This is a genomic window from Salinarimonas sp. (assembly GCF_046292825.1).
GTDB lineage: Bacteria > Pseudomonadota > Alphaproteobacteria > Rhizobiales > Beijerinckiaceae > Salinarimonas.
Map to the genome: position 1 here is coordinate 73392 of NZ_JBKBQG010000010.1, position 18845 is coordinate 92236.

At 72.3% G+C, this 18845-nt stretch carries 16 protein-coding genes; 4 read left to right on the forward strand and 12 right to left on the reverse strand.

What is annotated here, in order from left to right; translation table 11 throughout:
- The 4 genes from pelF to ACK4UM_RS07575 form a co-directional block, all read right to left on the reverse strand.
- On the reverse strand, window positions 1-1506 hold the full coding sequence (gene pelF / locus ACK4UM_RS07560; RefSeq protein WP_409797412.1) for a GT4 family glycosyltransferase PelF: 1506 nt from the start codon (window positions 1504-1506) through the stop codon (window positions 1-3).
- A complete protein-coding gene (locus ACK4UM_RS07565; protein WP_409797414.1) occupies window positions 1503-2429 on the reverse strand; it encodes a hypothetical protein in 927 nt (308 codons plus the stop codon). The genes pelF and ACK4UM_RS07565 overlap by 4 nt, the downstream gene beginning before the upstream one ends.
- On the reverse strand, window positions 2420-3253 hold the full coding sequence (locus tag ACK4UM_RS07570; RefSeq protein WP_409797415.1) for a hypothetical protein: 834 nt from the start codon (window positions 3251-3253) through the stop codon (window positions 2420-2422). The genes ACK4UM_RS07565 and ACK4UM_RS07570 overlap by 10 nt, the downstream gene beginning before the upstream one ends.
- Before the next feature lie 249 nt (window positions 3254-3502).
- Window positions 3503-4156 (reverse strand): COG3650 family protein, encoded by a 654-nt coding sequence (locus ACK4UM_RS07575; RefSeq protein WP_409797416.1) that lies wholly within the window; start codon window positions 4154-4156, stop codon window positions 3503-3505.
- Window positions 4157-4319: 163 nt separating this feature from the next.
- On the opposite strand from ACK4UM_RS07575, the gene ACK4UM_RS07580 reads away from it, so the two are divergent.
- Entirely contained in the window at window positions 4320-4655 is a 336-nt protein-coding gene (locus ACK4UM_RS07580; protein WP_409797418.1) for a c-type cytochrome, read from the forward strand.
- A gap of 181 nt (window positions 4656-4836) precedes the next feature.
- Here ACK4UM_RS07580 and ACK4UM_RS07585 read toward each other — a convergent pair whose 3' ends face one another.
- From ACK4UM_RS07585 to ACK4UM_RS07600, 4 genes are all read right to left on the reverse strand, one after another.
- Window positions 4837-6351 carry a UxaA family hydrolase gene (locus tag ACK4UM_RS07585; protein ID WP_409797420.1) on the reverse strand — a complete coding sequence of 505 codons (1515 nt, stop codon included), beginning with the start codon at window positions 6349-6351 and terminating at the stop codon, window positions 4837-4839.
- Window positions 6352-6455: 104 nt separating this feature from the next.
- Complete coding sequence (rbsK, locus tag ACK4UM_RS07590; RefSeq protein ID WP_409797422.1) at window positions 6456-7382, reverse strand: ribokinase; 927 nt, start codon at window positions 7380-7382, stop codon at window positions 6456-6458.
- 202 nt (window positions 7383-7584) lie between these two features.
- Window positions 7585-8589: a DUF6456 domain-containing protein gene (locus ACK4UM_RS07595; RefSeq protein ID WP_409797424.1), complete on the reverse strand. Its 1005-nt coding sequence runs from the start codon at window positions 8587-8589 to the stop codon at window positions 7585-7587.
- Between the two features lie 169 nt (window positions 8590-8758).
- Window positions 8759-9193, reverse strand: a complete 435-nt coding sequence (locus tag ACK4UM_RS07600) for a MucR family transcriptional regulator (RefSeq protein WP_409797426.1) — start codon at window positions 9191-9193, stop codon at window positions 8759-8761.
- Window positions 9194-9424: 231 nt separating this feature from the next.
- Between ACK4UM_RS07600 and ACK4UM_RS07605 the strand changes: the two genes are divergently transcribed.
- Complete coding sequence (locus ACK4UM_RS07605; RefSeq protein ID WP_409797428.1) at window positions 9425-10171, forward strand: HAD family hydrolase; 747 nt, start codon at window positions 9425-9427, stop codon at window positions 10169-10171.
- On the opposite strand, the gene ACK4UM_RS07610 is transcribed toward ACK4UM_RS07605, so the two are convergent.
- The 4 genes from ACK4UM_RS07610 to metZ form a co-directional block, all read right to left on the reverse strand.
- Window positions 10084-10953 carry a patatin-like phospholipase family protein gene (locus ACK4UM_RS07610; protein ID WP_409797430.1) on the reverse strand — a complete coding sequence of 290 codons (870 nt, stop codon included), beginning with the start codon at window positions 10951-10953 and terminating at the stop codon, window positions 10084-10086. The genes ACK4UM_RS07605 and ACK4UM_RS07610 overlap by 88 nt on opposite strands.
- 10 nt (window positions 10954-10963) lie before the next feature.
- Window positions 10964-11446: a MarR family winged helix-turn-helix transcriptional regulator gene (locus ACK4UM_RS07615; RefSeq protein ID WP_409797432.1), complete on the reverse strand. Its 483-nt coding sequence runs from the start codon at window positions 11444-11446 to the stop codon at window positions 10964-10966.
- Between the two features lie 31 nt (window positions 11447-11477).
- Window positions 11478-12539 (reverse strand): YeiH family protein, encoded by a 1062-nt coding sequence (locus tag ACK4UM_RS07620; RefSeq protein WP_409797434.1) that lies wholly within the window; start codon window positions 12537-12539, stop codon window positions 11478-11480.
- A 328-nt stretch (window positions 12540-12867) separates the two neighbouring features.
- Window positions 12868-14073 (reverse strand): O-succinylhomoserine sulfhydrylase, encoded by a 1206-nt coding sequence (gene metZ / locus ACK4UM_RS07625; RefSeq protein ID WP_409797436.1) that lies wholly within the window; start codon window positions 14071-14073, stop codon window positions 12868-12870.
- A 189-nt stretch (window positions 14074-14262) separates the two neighbouring features.
- Here metZ and ACK4UM_RS07630 point away from each other — a divergent pair, with 189 nt between their 5' ends.
- Together ACK4UM_RS07630 and ACK4UM_RS07635 are read left to right on the forward strand one after the other, a co-directional pair.
- On the forward strand, window positions 14263-15306 hold the full coding sequence (locus tag ACK4UM_RS07630) for a Glu/Leu/Phe/Val family dehydrogenase (protein WP_409797438.1): 1044 nt from the start codon (window positions 14263-14265) through the stop codon (window positions 15304-15306).
- Window positions 15307-15535: 229 nt separating this feature from the next.
- Window positions 15536-18844 (forward strand): alpha-1,4-glucan--maltose-1-phosphate maltosyltransferase, encoded by a 3309-nt coding sequence (locus tag ACK4UM_RS07635; protein WP_409797440.1) that lies wholly within the window; start codon window positions 15536-15538, stop codon window positions 18842-18844.
- Window position 18845 lies beyond the last annotated feature (1 nt).

Genomic DNA, 18845 nt, shown 5'->3' on the forward strand with positions numbered 1-18845 from the left:
TCACGCCCCTCCGCCCCGTTGGTCGGAATAGAGCGCGCGGTAGGCGTCGCGCGCGCGGTCGGAGCCGTAGGAGCGGCGTACGCGGCGGCGCAGCCGCTCCCCCATCCGCGCGCGCTCCTCGGGATCGCGCAGGAGCGCCGCGCAGGCGGCGGCGATCTCGGCGGTCGAGCCGAGCGGCACCACGACGCCGCCGGCCCCGAGCGCAGGGCTCTCGTCGCGGCTCCCCTCGATGATCTCGCGGCAGGAGCCGACGTCCGTCGCGATGCAGGGGATCGCGGCGGCGCCCGCCTCGAGCAGGCTGAGCGGCTGCGCCTCGCTGAGGCTCGTCAGCACGACGACGTCGATCTCGCCGAGCCATTCCCGCACGTCCACCTTGCCCGCGAACAGCAGCGCGTCGCCCAACCCGAGTTCGGAGCCGAGCGCCTCGCATTGGGCGGCGTAGCCCGGATCCTCGTCGGTCGGGCCGAGCACGAGAGCGCGCAGGTCCGGCACCGCGCGGCGGACCATCGCGGCGGCGGCGACGAAGGTCTTCACGTCCTTGATCGGCACCACCCGACCGATCAGCGCCATCGTCGGCCGCCCGCCGGGCGCGCGGCGCACGCCGTCGAAGCGGGAGAGGTCGATGCCGTTGGGGATCACCCGCAGGCGGGCGGGCTCCGCGCCGAGCGCGCGCTGGAGATCCTGGTTGTCGCCGTAGAGGGTGGTGATGTCGGCGCAGGCGGCGTAGCAGGCGCGCGCGTAGCTCTCGAACGCCATCGTCCACAGATCGCGCAGATCCGGCCGCGGATCGGCGACCGAGAGGCCGGAATCGACCGTGTCGACGATCCAATCCGCCATCAGCACCTCGATCCGGCGCTCGTTCGTGTAGATCCCGTGCTCGGTCAAGACGGACCGAGCGCCCGCGAGCGCGGCGCGGGCGGCGAGGAGGCCGGCATAGCCGGTCGAGACCGCGTGATAGACGCGCGCCTGCGGCAGCGGCGCGTCTAGGACGCGCACGAGGCCGCCGACGAGCGAGCGCCAGGCCCAGTAGAAATGGGCGAAGGAGGCGTGGGGCATCAGCGCCCGGTAGGTGCCCACCAGCGCCGCCCACCCGGTCTCCCCCTCGATCGCGCCCGCCGCCCCCCGCTCGCGCACCAGGGCGTCGATGCGGGCGAGCGCCTCGAGCGAGCCGCTGCGCAGGAACAGGGCGAGATCCGCCGCGAGCGCCGCGCCGTCCCCGCCGCTCGCCCCGAGCCGCGAGCGCATGCCGATCAGGGCGGGGCGAGGCCGGTCGTGCAGGGCGACGCTGTCGAGCCGCGTGAGGTTTGCAGGGCGCTCGTAGCGCGGCGTCAGGTCCTCGCGGCCCGAGACGATCGAGACGACGCCGAAGGTCTTCTCCGGCAGGGAGCGGATCAGCCAATCGATCCAGGAGGAGACGCCGCCCGAGACGTGCGGGTAGCAGCCCTCGGCCACGAGGCAGACGTCGACGGGCGCGCGGTCGAGCGCGTCGAAGGCGATGGCGCTCATGACGCGGGCTCCCCCGCTCCGGCGGCGCCGAGCCGCGCCCGCTTCAGGAGCGCCTCGGCTTCCGGCTCGCACGTCGGCGATGCCTCGAGTCGCTCGAGCGCCTCGCGGTACCGCCCCTCCGCGAGGAGAAGCTCGGCCGCGAGCGCGTCGGCCGCGTCGGACGCGCCGGGCGGATGCGCCGCGAGGAGGCCGAGCGCCGTCCGGCGCAGGCTCTGCGCGTCCGCGTCGTCGAGCACGCCCGCATTCGCGCAAGCGGCGAGGACGCGCGCGCGGGACTCGGCCGCAGCCTCGTCGCGGGAGCCGCGGACGGCGCCGGCGCGCGTCCGCACGTCCTCGCGCAGGCGGGCGAGCGCCGCCGCGGCCGAGGCCCGCACCGCCGCCCGGGGACTGCGCAGGAGCGTGCGCAGATGACGCGCGAGCGCCGGATCGGGCTCGCGCGCGACGATGCCGAGGAGCCGCTGCTGCGCCGCGAGATCGCCCGCCCGGGCGACGCGGGCGAACGGCACCACGCGGGCCAGCGCCGGATCGAAGGCGCGCCCGTTCGTTATGTCTCCGCACAGGCGCGCGACGGGGTCGATGGTCGCGTGGCGGGCGAGGGAGCGGTACCACGTCTCGCGATCCGCGGAGGGGCGTCTGCGCGCCCGCGCGAGGCTCGCCGCCACGAACGCCGCCGCCAGAACGCCCACGGGCCCGGCGAACAGGACCGCCGCCGTCGAGGCCGCTCCGAGCGCCGCATCCGCCGGTCGGGCCACCACGATCCCGAGGAGGAGCGCGGCCCCGGCATGGGCGCTCAGAAGCGTGGCGAAGATCGTGTGCGGAGGTAGCGCGGCAAGCGGGATCTCGCCTTGGAACGCGGCGAGGAACGCGGCCGAGAGCGCCACCTCGACGCTCGCGACGACGAGGAGGGCGGCGATCACGCGCATTCCCGGCTCTCCTCGCGCGCATGCGCCTCCCGAGGCAGGCTCGCGCCGGCGACCGCCGAGAAGAGACGTCCGAGGCGGGCGACCTCCCAGCCGGTCAGAGCGGGGTCGAGATCCGCGACGACGATCGCCGCCGTTCCTCCGCCCGCGCGGGGCACGGGCAGCGCCGCCGCGCCGATGCCGACGAGGCGCGAGCCCCTGTCCGGATCGTCGACGCTCAGAGCGCGCCCCGTCTGCGCGAGCGTCGCGACGAGGCCGCAGATCGCGGGGGACGCGTCGTGCCCGGCCTCCAGCACCGATGCGGAGCGCGCGCCGAGGAGCCGTGCGCCCGCATCCGCGAGGGCGGCGTCGCTCGGGGCGGGGGCGTCGGCGAGGTCGCAGAGCGCCTCGAGCCGCTCGTTGCCGAGCGCGAGGCTGCGCTCGAGGCGCGCGACGTGGGCGCGCATGCGCTGCGCGTGCTCCGCGGCGAGCTCCGCCTGCTCCCGCGCCGCCGCTGCGCGCGCGCCGAGGTCGGCGACGACCGCGTCGTGGTGGCGCCGCAGCTCGCCGAGCACGGTCGCCGCGATCAGCCAGAGGACCGGCTCGCGCCAGGCGGCGAGCTGCCAATCGTAGAAGTCGGTGCCGGCGAGATGCGGGACCGTCCCGGCTGCGAGATGGGCGAGCGTCGCGATCGCCGCGACGCCGAGGCCCCCGGCGGTTCCGTACGCGATCGCCGCGATCGCGATCGGCAGCCAGAACGGATGCGGATCGAGCGCGAGCGGCGAGAAGGGGAGGATCGCGAGCGCGTCGAGGAGGGTGAGGATCGCGATCAGGCCGAGGAGGGACACGGGCGCCGACCAGGCCGCGCGCGTTTTCGGGTCCGCCCCTGAGGACGGCACACCTCTCTTGGTGAGGGAAACCATGCGCAGCCCCTGTCGCGCCCGAAATCGTGTCTTTAACGGTGCCCCTACTTACGGGCATCGATCTCGAATGCTAGCGACGTGCGCTTTCCTCTACAATTCGCACAGCGAACGGAATTCTTTTCGTTTCGTTACCCGAAGGCCCCAGGTAGAAAATAATCGTCTCAGGTACGAATTCTACGGGAGTGCCGAGCCCGCGCGCCGGCAGCAGCCGGCTCGAACCGCCTGGCCCGGCGTGACGAGGATCGCCTCGTAGGGATAGGCGATGTCCGACATTCCGTCCGAGCACGTCTGGCGCAGGAGCGCGAGATAGCCGGTGCCGTAGCCGCTGCCGAGGCGGATCATGAAACGGTGGAGCACCCCGCGCGCGGGCATCCATTCGCTCGCGAACCAATCGGTGGAGGGCGTGTCGGGGGTCTCGAAGGTCGCGTCCTCGCCGTCGATGGCGAGCGACCAGAACGGCTCGGTGCCGGCGCAGGCGAGGGGATGGCTCGCGACCGGTTCGTCCTCCTGCGGCGCGAGGCGCGCGGCGTCCGCCCAGGCGCGGCCCTCGCGCACGATCTCGACGAAGCGCGCGCCGTCCACCTCGACCGCGGCGCCGGAGAGGACGAGGTCGCGCGTGCCGGCGGGCAGCTCCTCGACGACCGGCGCGTCGGCATCCGGCTGCTCGCGCAAGAGCAACGGATCCCCGCCCTCGACCGCATTGAGGAGCGCCGGGTCCGCCGGCTCGGCCTGCGCCCATGCCGCATCGCCGCCCGTGCCCAGGACGAGCGCCGCCGCGAGGACGATCGCCGATGGCCGCGTTCGGCCGAAGAACGTGGAGCGCGTCATGATGGTCCCTCCCGACGGCGTCGAGCCTGATCCAGCGGGAACGCCGATGCAAGCGCACGGGTCCGACCGTGCGAGGCCGCGTGTTGCGCGCGATCGCGGGCGCCGCCATCCTCGCTCGTGCCGGAGCACGGTCGAATCGGCGCGGGGGAGGGGAGGCGTGGAGATGCGCAACGGAATGCCGGCCCTCGCGATCGCCCTCGCACTCGCGGGCTGCGCCGCCCCCGAGCGGGGAATTGACCCCGTGGTCGCGGCCGAAGCCGGCGCGCGGATCGCGCGGGGGGAGGCGGTCGTGGCGCGGTGGTGCGCCGATTGCCATGCGATCGCCGTCGACACCGCCGACGCCCCGAGCTTCCGCACCATTGCGCAGCGTCCGGGCCGAGACGGGGCCCATCTCGCGGTCTTCCTGCGCGAGGACCACTTTCCGATGACGACCTTCCGCCTGTTCGATCACGAGCGCGACGACGTCGCCGCCTTCATCGTCTCCCTCGCGCCGCGCTGAGCGGGTTTTCGTATTTTGTGGATCTCCTCGAGGTTGTCATCCCGGACGCCGAAGGCGATCCGGGACCCAGACCCACGACGCTCGTCTCGCAGCCTATAGGCTGCGTCTCGGCCACGATCGCCGTTGTCCGGTGGAGGATAGAGCGCGCATGCGCTCGGACGGGCATTGACAGGACCAACAGTCACATCACCGCGCCGATCTGCCAGGGGATGAACTCGTTGTCGCCGAGGCCCAGGAGCTCGCTCTTCGAGCGCCGGCCCGAGGCGACCGCCAGGATCTCGGCGAAGATCTCCTCGCCCTTGGCCTCGATCGAGACGCCCGTCTCGAGGATGTCGCCGCAATTCACGTCCATGTCCTCTTCCATGCGGCGATAGGTGTCGGAATTGGTGGCGAGCTTGATCGAGGGGGCGGGCTTGCAGCCGTAGACGGAGCCGCGGCCCGTCGTGAACACGACGACGTTCGAGCCGGACGCGACCTGCCCCGTGATCGAGCAGGGGTCGTAGCCGGGGCTGTCCATGAAGAGGAACCCGCGGGCGCGGGCGGGCTCGCCGTAGCGCAGCACGTCGACGAGATTGGTCGACCCGCCCTTTGCCACCGCGCCGAGGGACTTCTCCAGGATGGTGGTCAGCCCGCCGCGTTTGTTGCCGGGGGAGGGGTTGTTGTCGAGGCTGCCGGAATTGCGCGCGGTGTAGTCCTCCCACCAGCGGATGCGCTCCATCAGCTTGTCGGCCACCGCCGGCGAGGCGGCGCGGCGGGTCAGGAGGTGCTCGGCGCCGTAGATCTCGGGCGTCTCGGCGAGGATGGCGGTGCCGCCATGGCGCACGACGAGATCGGCCGCGTGGCCGAGCGCCGGGTTCGCGGTGATGCCGGAATAGGCGTCCGAGCCGCCGCATTGCAGAGCCACCACGAGCTCGGAGGCCGGCACCGGCTCGCGCGCGACGTCGTTCACGGCAGGCAGCATGGCCTCGAGGATCTCGTGCCCGCGCGCGATCGAGGCCCGCGTGCCGCCCGCCTCCTGGATGTTGAAGAACTGGAAGCGCGGCCCGCGCTCGATGCCGTAGGCTTCGAGCAGAAAGTCGATCTGCGCCACCTCGCAGCCGAGCCCCACCATCAGCACGCCGCCGATATTGGGGTGGCGGGCATAGCCCCAGAGCACGCGCTGGAGATTGTCGTAGCCCTCGCCGGCGCCCGCCATGCCGCAGCCGGTCGAATGGGTGAAGGCGACGACGCCGTCGATGTTCGGATAGCGCGCGAGCGTCTCGCGGTCGAAGCTCTCGGCGATGTGGCGGGCGACCGTCGCCGAGCAATTCACCGAGGTGAGGATCGCGAGGTAATTTCGGGTGCCGACCCGCCCGTCGGCGCGGCGGAAGCCCTGGAAGGTCGCGCGCTCGGCGTCGTTGAAGAAGGCGGTCGGCCGCGCGTCGACGCAGGCGTCGACGTCGCGGGCGAAGGTCCGCATTTCGAGATTGTGGGTGTGGACATGCTCGCCGGCGGCGATCGCGGCCTTGGCGAAGCCGATGATCTGCCCGTATTTGCGGACCGGCGCCTGCGCCGCGATCGGCACGAGCGCGACCTTGTGCCCGGCGGGGACGGGCTCGCGGACGCGCAGACCCGGCGCGACCTCCGTTCCCTCCGCAAGCGCCCCGCGCGCGACGGCGACGTCGTCGCCGGCCTTCAGCTCGATGATCGCAGCCATTCCCCGCTCCTCCCTCAGGCCCTCTTTTCCCGGCACGCTAGCGCGAAACGCGGCCTCGTCGTAGGCGCAGGACGGCACTTGTCCCGGCGCGAAAAACCACGTCCTCAAGACGCTCCGGCGAGCACCCGGTCGATCTCGGCGCGCGTCGGCATGGCCGGAGCGGTGCCGGGACGGGTGACGCTGAGGCCTGCTGCGGCGCAGCCGAAGCAGACGGCCGCGACCGGATCGCGCCCCTCCGCGAGCGCCACCGCGAAGGCGCCCGCGAAGCAGTCGCCCGCGCCCGTCGTCTCGACCACGGGCCCGACGCGGAAGGCGGGCACGTGGACGCTGGTCGCGCGGTCGCGGTAGAGCGCGCCGCGCTCGCCGAGCGTCACGACGACCGCGCCGACGCCGCGACCGAGGAGCGCGTCCGCCGCCCGCTCGGCCCCGGCGAGATCCGCGACCGCGATGCCGGTGAGGCCCTCGGCCTCGGTCTCGTTGGGGGTGAGGATGTCGCAGGTGGCGAGGAGATCGTCGTCGAGCGGCGCCGCGGGGGCGGGGACGAGGATCGTGCGCACGCCGGCCGCGCGCGCGATGGCGAGCGCGTGCCGGGCGGCCGGGATCGGCTGTTCGAGCTGCGTCATGAACAGGCGCGCGCCTTCGATCGCGGCGCGGCGCGCCTCGATGTCGGCCTCGTCGATGCGCGCGGCGGCGCCCGGCGCAATGATGATCGCGTTGTCGCCGCTCGCTTCCTCGACGAAGATGTAGGCCGCGCCCGTATAGCTCTGCGGGTCCTGCGCGACGTCGGCGACGATCCCCGCCTCCTCCCAGACGGCGCGTGCCATCTCCGCGAAGGCGTCGACGCCGAGCCGCGTCACGAGGCGCACGCGACCGCCCGCGCGCGCCGCCGCGACCACCTGGTTCGAGCCCTTGCCGCCCGGACCCAGAGCGAAGGAGCGTCCGAGCAGCGTCTCGCCCATGCGCGGCTGCCGATCGGCGCGGAACGTGGTGTCGGCGACGAAGACGCCGAGGATTACGATTTCGCCGCTCATCGCGCGCCCGCCTCGCGCGCGGGACGGCCGAGCGGGGAGCGTCCGGTGGTGGGCGGCATCGTCGTGGCGTCTGTCGGCATGCGGGGGCTCGCATCTTGCGGAACGGGCGTCGGGAGACTAGCGGCGTGCGCGTCCTTCGTCGATGGCGTGCGGCGGGTGGCGCCCGGCGCCCGCCGCACGCTCGCGGTCCGACGGCCCGCTCTCAGGCGTCGGCGAACTCCCCGTCGGCGCTCCCCTCCGAGCGCCAGACCCGGATCGCCCGCGACGTCGCCCGCCCGCGCGCCTCGCAGGCGAGGCCGTAATGGGCGGCGAGGCGGGCGAGGGCGCGGGCCGCGAGCATCTTCGCCGAGCGGGCCGGCCAGCCGCGCTCGCGCTCGATCGTCTCGAGGCCCTTGAGGAAGCCGCACAGGTCGATCAGGAGGTCGGCATCTTCCGATCCGAGCGCGTCGCAGGCGCGGCCGACGCGTTGACGGGCGGAAACGAGGGCTTCCGTCGCGTTCTGGCCGCCCGGCGCGGGGCCGCCGCTCGCGCTGCCGCCGCCGCCGAAACGCGACCAGTCGATGCTCACGCCCGGCATGATCCCCGAGAGCGTCAGATCGCGCCGGAAGCGCTCCCCCGCCTCGACGCTAGAGGGCGGGAGGAAGGGGCGGCCGTCGCGCGTGCGGCGGCTCGCGAGCCAGGCGAGGGGGCTCTCGGCGGCATTGAGCGCGACGCTGCGGCGGCCCGCGCCGGCCGGATCCTCGATGCGGGCCTCGACCACGTCCCGGTGCTGGGACGCGAAGGGCGCGCCGGGCTCGAGGCCGCGGCGCAGATAGGCGCGTCCCGCCTCGGTGATCTCGAGGCGACGCCCGCGCGTGCCGGCGCCCCGCTCCCAGCGGGCGAGATCGGCGGCGACGAGCGCCTGCGCCGCGGCGATCGGATGGGCGCCGCCCGACAGGGTGACGCCCCGCCCGTCCGTGCCGCGGCGGAGCACGACGCGCGCCGCATCGAAGGCATCCTGCGCGGCACTCGTGTTCGGCGCCGCCAGCGCGGCGAGGAGACGGGCGGCCGCGGCGGGCAGGCGCGTCGGGCCGGCCTCGCGCTCCCTGCGGGCGGGCGCCGACCGCCGATGCCGCGGCGACGCGGCGCCGCGCGCCTCTCCGACCGCCCGTTGCTCCGCACGACGCGGCGGCGCGAGCACCACCATTGCATGTTCTCCCAGGTTCATGTTTTGTTCCATCGACAAACCACTCCTCGCGACAGGGGAGACAAGCGTGCATCTTTCCCCGCCGATGTCAACACCTCGTGGTGGTCGATAGCGAACGCGCGCCCTGGGCGTAAACCTGTGCGCGCGCGAACGCTTGCGCGCGCGCACCCAACGCGCCCGAAATGGCGCGTCAGCGCGGCGCGGCGCGCTTGCGGCGGCGCTGCTGGCCGAGCCCCATCTCCTTGGCGAGGTCCGACCGGGCGCGGGCGTAATTTGGCGCCACCATGGGATAATCCTCGGGCAAGCCCCACTTCTCGCGGTACTGCTCCGGAGAGAGGCCGTAGCGCGTGCGCAGATGACGCTTGAGCGACTTGAATTTCTTGCCGTCCTCGAGACAGACGATGTAATCCGGCGTGATCGACTTGCGGATCGGCACCGCCGGCTTGAGCTGCGGCGTCGGCTCGACGGGCTTCGCCTTTCCGAGGCCGGCGAGAGCGCTGTGGACCTGCTCGATCAGCGCGGGAATTTCCTGCGGAGGCAGCGAATTGCTCGCGACGTAGGATGCGACGACATCCGCAGCGAGCGCGACGAAATCGATCGTCTCTGCATTGTCTTGGGTGCTCATACATCACTCCGTTACACGATCGCCGGTTTTTTGGTGCATTGCCGACGAATCGAAGCAAATCTTAGCTCAAGCCTTAGTCCAACCTCGTTTTGGTAGCAACATCCGAGTCGCACAATCGTCGCGATTCCCCACCATTTCGTGACCGCCCCGCCCAGAGCACCGCTTGCGCCGAAGTCCTCCCCGCGCCATGAGAGGCTGCCGACCCGCAGCCGACCTTCGGACGACCCATCGATGGCCCTCGACGCACTCCTCTTCGACAAGGACGGCACGCTCGTCGATTTCGACGCGACCTGGGGACCCGCCGCCTATGCCGCCATGCGCGAGCTCTCCCGCGGCGATGCGGGCGCGCTCGCGGCCTTGATGGAGGCGAGCCGTTTCGTCGAGGAGGAGATGCGCTTCCTGCCCTCGTCGCCCCTCGTCGCCGGCTCCTCGGCCGAATACGGGCCCGTCTGGGCGCGCGCCCTCGGGCGGGAGGCGACGCCGGACTTCTTCGCCGAGATGGACGCCTTGTTTCGCGTGCACGGGCTCGCCCATCTCACGCCGATCCACGATCCTCTCGGCGTGCTCGGGCGCCTTGCCGCGCGCGGGCTCGCGCTCGGGATCGCGACGAACGACGCGGAGGCCTCCGCTCACGCGCAGGCGCAGGCGCTCGGGCTGACGCCCTTCCTCGATTTCGTCGCGGGCTACGATTCGGGCTTCGGCTCGAAGCCCGCGCCCGGCATGGTCGGCGCGTTCGTCGCGAAGACAGGGCTCGCGCCGCACCGCGTCGGCATGGTCGGCGACAGCCTGCACGACCTCCATGCGGCGCGGGCTGCGGGCGTCGTCGCGATCGCGGTGCTGACCGGTCCCCGCGCAGAGGCCGCGCGGCCCGAGATCGAGCCGCATGCCGATCACGTCGTCCCGTCGATCGCCGAGCTCGAGGCGCTCCTCGACACGCTCTCCGCGAAGGCTGCCCCGTCCGCGAGCCCGAGCGCGTAGGCCTCCGCGATCGCCTGCGGTCGCGTCAGGTCGAACTGGCCCACCGCGATCTTGCGCGAGGGCTGGACGTAGGTGCGCCCGCGCACCTGCGGATGGCGGCGGTAGCGCCGCGTCAGGAGGACGAGGGTGCGCCCGCCGCGCGCCTCGATCTCGACGAGCGGCTCGACGGGCACGTTGTCGACGAGCCCGCCGTCGAGCGCCGGCAGCCCGCCGACGAGGCCGATCGGCATGATCGGCGGCACCGAGGCGGTCGCGATCAGCGCGCCGACGAGCTCCTCGGGGCTCGCGAGCCGCGAGACGGGCACGAAATCCGCAGTGAACCCGAGCGCCCGCCCGCCGCGCGGGTGGACCGGGGCCGCGAGCGCCTTTTCGAGCTGGTAGGTGAGGATGCCGAGCGGGATCGCGACGGGGAGCGGCAGCCGGCGCGGACGGCGCGCCACCGCGACGAGGATCTCCGGCCCCGCCTTCAGCCGCGCGAAGGCGTCCGCGTCCAGGATCTCGGCGATGAGCGCGCGGTAGAGATCGGCGACGGGGAAGAGCCGCCCGCCGCGCCGCCAGGAAGCGACGTCGAGATTGGGCACGCCCTGCGAGCAGCCCTCGATCACGCGCTCGCGCACGCGCGGGCCGAGGCCGAGCAGCGAGTAGCAGGCCGCCCAGGCGCCCGCCGAGACGCCGACGACCCGCGTCGGGGCGAGCCCGAGCCGCGGCGCCGCCGCCTCCCAGAACCCGCCCTGCCAATAGCATCGGTTGCCGCCGCCGGCGAAGGCGATCGCGTCGAACATCCGCCCCGCCTCAGCCCGGCACTTCGGCGCGGGCGACGTCGCGCCAGGCGCGCAGGATGCGGTCGAGCTCCGCGATGTCGGCGCCCGGCATGCGCCCGAGCGTGCGCGCCACATAGGCCCGCTGCGCCGCGATCCCGCGCTCGGCCTGGGCGCGGCCCGCATCGGTGAGGTGAAGCGCGTGAGAGCGCCGGTCGCCGGGGATGGGCCGACGCTGGACGAGCCCGGCATCGACGAGCCGGTCGACGAGCCCCGAGACGTTGCCCTTGGTGACGTAGAGGCGCTGCGCCAATTCGCCTTGCGTGATGCCTTCGCGCTCGGTCAGCGTCGAGATCACGTCGAATTGCGGGATCGAGAGCCCGATCGCGCGCAGTTCCGCGGCGACCGCGCCGGAGAGCCGCTGCTGGAGCCGCACGAAGCGCAGCCAGACGCGCAGGGGATCGGTCTCGTCGGAAGGGGCGCCCGGCTCGCGGGCGATCGGGTCTGCGATCGTCATCGGGCGAATTTAGGCGCGCGGATCGTTCACGTCAAAACGATCGCGCCGGAGACGCCGCCGCGAGCGCCGCCACCACGATCGCGAGGATCACGAGCGTCGTGGCGCTCACCGTCGCCACGTGCCGCCAGCCGAGCGCGGCGATGGCCGCGACGGAGGTGGTGAGCCCGAGCGCGCCGATCGCGACGAGGAGCCCCGCGGTGGAGGCGTGGATCATGAGCGCCCGGATCGGTTCCCAGACGGGGGCGAGCGCCGGCACGCCGGCCATCGCGCTGTTGAGGACGACGAGGGCGAGGAAGACGTAGGCGAAGACCGGCGCCGGCACCCGCGCCCGCTCGGGCCCGCCGCTCGCCGCGCGCGCGAACCACCAGCCGATCGCGAGCACGACCGGCAGGAGCAGGAAGACGCGGAAGAGTTTCACGACGACCGCGCTGTTGCCCGCCTCCTCCGAGACGGCGTAGCCCGCGCCCACCACCTGGGCGACGTCGTGGATCGTCGCGCCGAGCATCACGCCCGTCGTCGTGGCGTCGAGCCCCGCGAGCGCGGCGATCGGGGGGTAAGCGAGCATCGCGAGGGTCGAGAGGGCGTTGACCGCCACGACCACGAAGGCGATGTCGGCCTCCTTGCCCTTGTAGGCGGGCAGGACGCTCGCGGTGGCGAGCGTGGCGGAGGCGCCGCAGACCGCCGTCGCAGCCCCCGCGAGCGCCCCGTATTCCGGCCGCTGGCCGAGCGCGCGCGCCATCGCGAAGCCGGCGAGGATCGTCGCGAACATGGCCACGACGACGAGAAGCGCGGTCGCGAGCCCCAGCGCGACGATGTCGCCGAGCGCGATGCGAAGGCCGAGCAGCGCCACCGCGCAGCGCAGGAGCTTCTTCACGCAGAAGGCGAGCCCTTCCTCGTAACGCGGGGTGCTGACGACGGAATGCGCCGCGATGCCGATCACGAGCGCGAGCACCATCGCGGGGATCGGCACCAGAGGCGCGATCAGCGGCGCCGCGAGGCTCGCGACGAGCGCCACGAGGGCGGCCGCCCCGATTCCCGGCGCGAGACGACGTACGATGCCGACGATCGGCGGTGCGGGGGAGGGGCGGTCCATGGCCGGCTTTGTCCACCGGCGCGGCCGCTAGGTAAAGGGCGATTTTTGGCCTTGGGGGAGGGGGTGATGCGGGGCCCGGAGAAAAGGCGCCGCCGCTTTCCTTCCCCTCAGGGGAAGGTGGCCCGGCGCCGAAGGCGACGGGTCGGATGGGGTCATTCGCCGCGCGAGCGGCGAAGGGGCGTCGTCCTAGAGCCCCTTACGTAAGGAGAAGCCCAACACCCCTTCGACCCTTCGGGTCGAAAGACCCCATCCGTCTCCGGACGCTGTGCGCGTCCGGAGCCACCTTCCCCTGAGGGGAAGGAGAAGGAGCGCTCTTCGTCGATCGCGTTCAGCGCATGCGCGCGGCCGCCTGCGCGGCGGCGAGGACGTCGTCGACGAGGTCATCCGGGTGCTCGAGGCCGGCGGAGATCCGCAGCATCCCGTCGCCGATGCCGATCTCGGCGCGGGCGGCGGGGCTGAAGCGCTCGTGGGTCGTCGTCGCGGGGTGGGTGACCATGCTCTTCGCGTCGCCGAAATTGTTCGAGATGCGGATCACCTGAAGCGCCCGCCCGAAGGCGAAGGCCGCCTCCTTGCCGCCCTCGAGATCGACCGCGAGGACCGTGCCGCCCCCCGTCATCTGCTTGCGGCACAGAGCGTGGAACGGATCCGTCTCGAGGCCGGGATAGCGCACGCGGGCGACGCCCTCCGCCCGCTCGAGCGCACGCGCCATGGCGAGCGCGTTCTGCGTTTGCGCGCGCACCCGCACCGAGAGCGTCTCCAGGCCCTTGAGCATCACCCAGGCGTTGAAGGGCGAGAGGGCGGGGCCGGTGTGGCGCAGATAAGGCTGGATGCGCTCCTCGATCAGCGCCTTGGCCCCCATCACGAGACCGCCGAGACATCGCCCCTGCCCGTCGATGTGCTTCGTCGCCGAATAGGTGACGATGTCCGCGCCGAGGTCGAGGGGGCGCGAGACCGTGGGAATGCCGAGCGCGTTGTCGACGACGAGGAGCGCGCCGGCCTCGCGGGCGATCCGCGCGATCGCCGCGATGTCGACGAGCTCGAGCGTCGGATTGGCCGGGCTCTCGAGGAAGAAGGCGCGCGTCGTCGGGCGCAGGGCGCCGCGCCAGGCGTCGAGATCGGTGCCGTCGACGAGGGTCGTCTCGATGCCGAATTTCGGCAGGAGCTCGGTGACGATGTAATGGCACGAGCCGAACAGGACCCGCGAGGCGACGAGGTGATCGCCAGCCCGCAAGGGGCCGAGCAGGGCCGCGGCGACGCCCGCCATCCCGGTCGCGGTGGCGCGCGCGGTCTCGGCGCCCTCGAGCGCGGCCATGCGCTCCTCGAACATCGCGACCGTCGGATTGCCGAAGCGCGAATAGATGAATGTGCCCTCCGCGCGCGCCTTGAAGCGCGCCTCGGCGGTTTCCATGTCGGGATAGGTGAAGCCCTGCGTCAGGAACAGGGCCTCCGACGTCTCGCCGAAGGGCGAGCGGGTCGTGCCCGCATGGACGGCGAGCGTCTCGGGGCGAAGGGGTCTCGTGGTCGTGTCGGTCATCGGCGGCGGTTCCGTTCTGTATAACGAACGCATACCGGCTTTCCGACCCGTCCGCAAGCGCCGCCGCGGCGTCTTCTCCGAAGCCTTTCCGATGCCTTCCCTTCGCGGGCGAAGCGTGACACACGCACCTGGCGCGCGCCACGGAACGGCCAACGTTTTCGGGAGGTTGTCGCGCAGGAGGAACGACCCGTGAGCGTGTTTTCCCATCCCGACTTCGACGGCCACGAACGCGTGCTCTTCGCGACCGATCCCGAGACCGGCCTGCGCGCGATCATCGCCGTCCATTCGACCCGCCTCGGCCCCGCCGCCGGCGGCTGCCGCTATTGGCGCTACGCGAGCGAGGAGGCCGCGATCGCCGACGTGCTGCGGCTGTCGCGCGGCATGACCTACAAGAACGCGGTCGCCGGCCTCGATCTCGGCGGCGGCAAGGCGGTGATCCTCGCCGATCCGGAGAAGCCCAAGACCCCCGCGCTGATGCGCGCCTTCGGCCGCGCCGTCGACGCGCTCGGCGGCGCCTACTGGACGGCGGAGGACGTCGGCATCGAGGTCGCCGACATGGAGGCGGTGCACGCGTCGACGCGCTTCGTCGCCGGCCTCGCCTCGGGCGCGCATGCGAGCGGCGATCCGTCCCCGGTGACGGCGCGCGGCGTCTTCGAGGGAATGCGCCGGGCGCTGCGCGTGGCGACGGGGTCGGACGCGCTCGCCGGCCGCACGGTCGCGGTGCAGGGGCTCGGCCATGTCGGCGCCAATCTGTGCGCCCTCCTGCACGGGGCCGGCGCGCGCCTCGTCGTGACCGACATCGACGAGGGCCGCATCGCGAAGGCGGTCGCCGCCTACGACGCGCGCGCGGTCGCGCCGGCGGAGATCGTCGCCGTCGAGGCGGACGTGTTCGCGCCCTGCGCGCTCGGCGGCGTGCTGAGCGAGGACGCGATCGCGCGGCTCGGGGCGCCGATCGTGGCGGGTGCGGCCAACAACCAGCTCGCCGACGAGGACGCGGCCGAGCGGCTCCTCGCGCGCGGCATCCTCTACGTGCCCGATTTCGTCATCAACGGCGGCGGGATCATCAACGTCGCCCGCGAGATCGCCGGCTCGGACGATCCCGCCTTCGTCGAGACGCGGCTTTCGCGCATGGTGGACAATCTCGAGAGCATCCTGATCGAGGCGCGCGATGCGGGCGTCTCGCCCCACGACGTCGCCGTGCGCTTCGCGCAGCGCCGCCTCGCAGGACCGTGATCCTAGGCGGGGGTTGCGCCGGCTGGCGCGACTTGCTTAGCTCTGGCCCCCGGGGTGGACGGAACCGGTGGTTCCAGGACGCGTTGCCACCATGGATCCGAACGGCCCGGTCCCGGGCCGCTCATTGCGCGAACTCGGAAACGGCTCGCCCGGAAGGTGGCGCTTCGCGTCGCCGGTTTGACGATTCGCGTCGCGCCCGATCGCGAGGACACGAGGACGACCGACGAACATGGCCGAAACCAAAAACCGCACGGCACCGCGCATCTATTACGTCCCCCACCGGCTCGTCGGCCCGCTGGGGCGGTTTCCGGACCATTTCGAGCGGGCGAAGGCGCTGGGCTTCGACCATGTCTGCGTGTCCCCGCTCGCCGCGCCGGGGCGCTCGGGCGACACGCTGTTTCCCGTCGATCACGACGCCGCCCATCCGGGGCTCGAGACCGATTACGACGTGACGCGGGTCGTCGGCTGGCTCGCGGACGCGGCCGAGCGGGCGGGATTGCGCCTCCTCCTCGACCTCGCGCCGCAGAATTTCGCCCTCGAGCATCCGATGGTCCAGGCCGATCCCGGCGCCTTCACGGTGCGGCGGGAGACGCCGGGCGGGATCGTCGATCCGCGCAATCCCGCGAGCCCGCAGGGCACCGCGATGGCGCGCGTCGCCGACGAGGCCGGCGCGCGGCTCGCCGAGTTCTGGGCGCCGCGCGTGCGCGCCTACATGGAGGCCGGCGCGGCGGGCTTCCGCGCGATCCGCCCCGCCGGCCCGACCGCGGATCTCTGGGGTCGCCTGATCGAGGCGGCGCGCGGGGTCGACCGCCATGCGCTCGCCATCGCCGACGTCACGGCGGTGCCGCGGCCCGAGGCGCTCGCTCTGCGCGGCTGCGGCTTCGATCACACGTTGAACTCGCTGCCCTGGTGGGATTACCGCGCCAGCTGGCTCGTCGAGGAGCACGAGGCCCTCTCGACGCTCGCGCCGCCGATCGCGGCGGTGGAAGCGCCGTTCTCCGCGCGCCTCGCCGAGCGCGTGCGCGACAATCGCGGGATGCGACCGGCCTACGAGCGCGCGCTCGCGACCGCCTGCGCGACGGGCTGCGGCGTGCTGATGCCGATGGGCTTCGAGCATGCCGCGCGCCGGCCGATCGACGCGATAACGACCGCGCCGGAGGATTACGACCGGGCCGCCGACGAGGCGCCGTTCGATCTGACGGACGCCGTGCGGCGGATGAACCGGCTCGTCGCCGAGCGCGCGATCCTGCGCGAGCCCGGCCGTCTGCGCCCGCTCACCGGCCCGTCCGCCAAGGTGACCGGCCTCCTGCGCACGAGCGCCGACCCGCGTTTCGCCGAGGAGGCGCTGCTCGTCCTCGTCAATCCGGACGTGCTCGAAGGCCACGACATCGTCGCGGCCAAGCTGCGCGGGCAGATGGGCGGCTCGTTCGGAGCCTTCGCGCCGCTCGAGGAGGGCCGCGCCGACGCGACCGCCTCCGCCGGCGACCTGATCGCGCTCAATCCCGGCGAGGTCTATCTCGCGCGGGCGGCGCGCGCCGAGCCGATCTGCGTGCCGCGCACGCCGGCCAAGCGCGCCGCCTCCGCCGCCGCGACGAAACAACCGCGCATCGTCGTCGACGGGCTCGACCCGTGCATCGACGCGGGGCGCTTTCCGGTCAAGCGCGTCGTCGGCGACCCGATCGTGGTCGAGGTCGACGCCTTCATGGACGGGCACGAGGTGCTCGGGGTCGAGCTGCAATGGCGCGCCCTCGACGAGGAGCAATGGCGGCGCGCCGAGATGGCGCCCCTCGGCAACGACCGCTTCCGCGGCACGCTCTATCTCGAGCGCATGGGCCGGCACGAATACGTCGTCGAGGCCTGGCACGACCTCTACGCGACCTTCGCGCGCGATCTGAAGAAGAAGGCCGACGCCGACGTCGACATCGCGCTCGACCTGATCGAGGGCCGGCAGCTCGTCGAGGCGGCTCATGGGCGCGCCTCGGGCGATCTGCGGGAGGAACTCGCCGATCTCCTCGCGCGCATCGACGGCGCCCAGGGGCACGAGCGCGTGCACGTGCTCCTCTCGGCCCATGCGCGCAGCCTGATGCACGCCGCCGACGACCGCCCGCATCGCGCCCGCTCGCTCGTCCAGCCGGTCGAGGCGGATCGGCTGCAGGCGATGTTCGCGAGCTGGTACGAGCTGTTCCCGCGCTCGATGACGGAGGATCCGAACCGCCACGGGACGCTGCGCGACGTCATCCCGCACCTGCCGCGGGTGCGCGACATGGGCTTCGACGTGCTCTACTTCACGCCGATCCATCCGATCGGCAAGAAGAACCGCAAGGGCCGCAACAACACCTTGACGCCCGGCCCCGACGATCCGGGCTCCCCCTACGCCATCGGCTCGGAGGCGGGCGGACACGACGCGCTCCATCCCGAACTCGGCACGATCGAGGATTTCCGCGCTCTGCGCGCGGCGGCGGGCGAGCACGGGCTCGAACTCGCGCTCGATTTCGCCATCCAGTGCTCGCCCGACCATCCCTGGCTGAAGGAGCATCCGGGCTGGTTCGACTATCGGCCCGACGGCACCATCAAATATGCCGAGAACCCGCCGAAGAAGTACGAGGACATCGTCAACGTCGATTTCTACAAGCCGGATTCGATCCCGGATCTGTGGATCGCTCTGCGCGACGTGATCCTGTTCTGGGTCTCGGAGGGGGTGAAGACGTTTCGCGTCGACAACCCGCACACCAAGCCCTTGCCGTTCTGGGAATGGTTGATCGCCGACGTGCGGGCCCAACATCCCGACACGCTGTTCCTGTCGGAGGCGTTCACCCGGCCGAAGATGATGTATCATCTGGCCAAGATCGGCTTCAGCCAGTCCTACACGTACTTCACCTGGCGCAACACGAAATACGAGCTGCGCTCCTATTTCGAGGAGCTGGCGAACGAGGCGCCGAAGGAATTCTACCGGCCGCATCTCTTCGTCAACACGCCGGACATCAACCCGTACTACCTGCAATCCTCCGGCCGCGCCGGCTTTCTCGTGCGCGCCTGCCTCGCCGCGACTTTGTCGGGGCTCTGGGGCGTGTATTCCGGCTTCGAGCTTCTCGAGAGCGAGCCGATCCCGGGCAAGGAGGAATACAAGGATTCGGAGAAATACGAGATCAAGGTGCGCGATTTCTCGACGCCGGGGAACATCATCCCCGACATCGCGCGCCTCAACCGCATCCGCAAGGCGAACCCGGCGCTCCACACCCACGTGAACACGCGCTTCTACAACGCCTGGAACGACGACATCCTCTATTACGCCAAGCCCTCGCGCGGCGGCGACGAGATGATCCTCGTTGCGGTCAACCTCAATCCGTTCGCCGTGCAGGAGGCGGATTTCGAGGTGCCGTTGTGGGAATTCGGCCTGCCCGATCACGGCGCCCTCGCCGTCGAGGACCTGATCCACGACCGCGCCTTCGTCTGGCACGGCAAGATCCAGCACGTGCGGCTCGATCCGCACGAATATCCCTTCGCCATCTGGCGTATCCGACCGCACACGGGGGCTTGAG

What these genes read in the sequence shown, in the direction of transcription:
- metZ (WP_409797436.1), bottom strand. Translation starts at nt 14,073, where the DNA reads ATGACCGACACGACCACGAGACCCCTTCGCCCCGAGACGCTCGCCGTC.
- ACK4UM_RS07585 (WP_409797420.1), bottom strand. Translation starts at nt 6,351, where the DNA reads ATGGCTGCGATCATCGAGCTGAAGGCCGGCGACGACGTCGCCGTCGCG.
- ACK4UM_RS07565 (WP_409797414.1), bottom strand. Translation starts at nt 2,429, where the DNA reads ATGCGCGTGATCGCCGCCCTCCTCGTCGTCGCGAGCGTCGAGGTGGCG.
- ACK4UM_RS07605 (WP_409797428.1), top strand. Translation starts at nt 9,425, where the DNA reads ATGGCCCTCGACGCACTCCTCTTCGACAAGGACGGCACGCTCGTCGAT.
- ACK4UM_RS07600 (WP_409797426.1), bottom strand. Translation starts at nt 9,193, where the DNA reads ATGAGCACCCAAGACAATGCAGAGACGATCGATTTCGTCGCGCTCGCT.
- ACK4UM_RS07580 (WP_409797418.1), top strand. Translation starts at nt 4,320, where the DNA reads ATGCGCAACGGAATGCCGGCCCTCGCGATCGCCCTCGCACTCGCGGGC.
- ACK4UM_RS07610 (WP_409797430.1), bottom strand. Translation starts at nt 10,953, where the DNA reads ATGTTCGACGCGATCGCCTTCGCCGGCGGCGGCAACCGATGCTATTGG.
- ACK4UM_RS07575 (WP_409797416.1), bottom strand. Translation starts at nt 4,156, where the DNA reads ATGACGCGCTCCACGTTCTTCGGCCGAACGCGGCCATCGGCGATCGTC.
- ACK4UM_RS07635 (WP_409797440.1), top strand. Translation starts at nt 15,536, where the DNA reads ATGGCCGAAACCAAAAACCGCACGGCACCGCGCATCTATTACGTCCCC.
- ACK4UM_RS07620 (WP_409797434.1), bottom strand. Translation starts at nt 12,539, where the DNA reads ATGGACCGCCCCTCCCCCGCACCGCCGATCGTCGGCATCGTACGTCGT.
- ACK4UM_RS07615 (WP_409797432.1), bottom strand. Translation starts at nt 11,446, where the DNA reads ATGACGATCGCAGACCCGATCGCCCGCGAGCCGGGCGCCCCTTCCGAC.
- rbsK (WP_409797422.1), bottom strand. Translation starts at nt 7,382, where the DNA reads ATGAGCGGCGAAATCGTAATCCTCGGCGTCTTCGTCGCCGACACCACG.
- pelF (WP_409797412.1), bottom strand. Translation starts at nt 1,506, where the DNA reads ATGAGCGCCATCGCCTTCGACGCGCTCGACCGCGCGCCCGTCGACGTC.
- ACK4UM_RS07595 (WP_409797424.1), bottom strand. Translation starts at nt 8,589, where the DNA reads ATGAACCTGGGAGAACATGCAATGGTGGTGCTCGCGCCGCCGCGTCGT.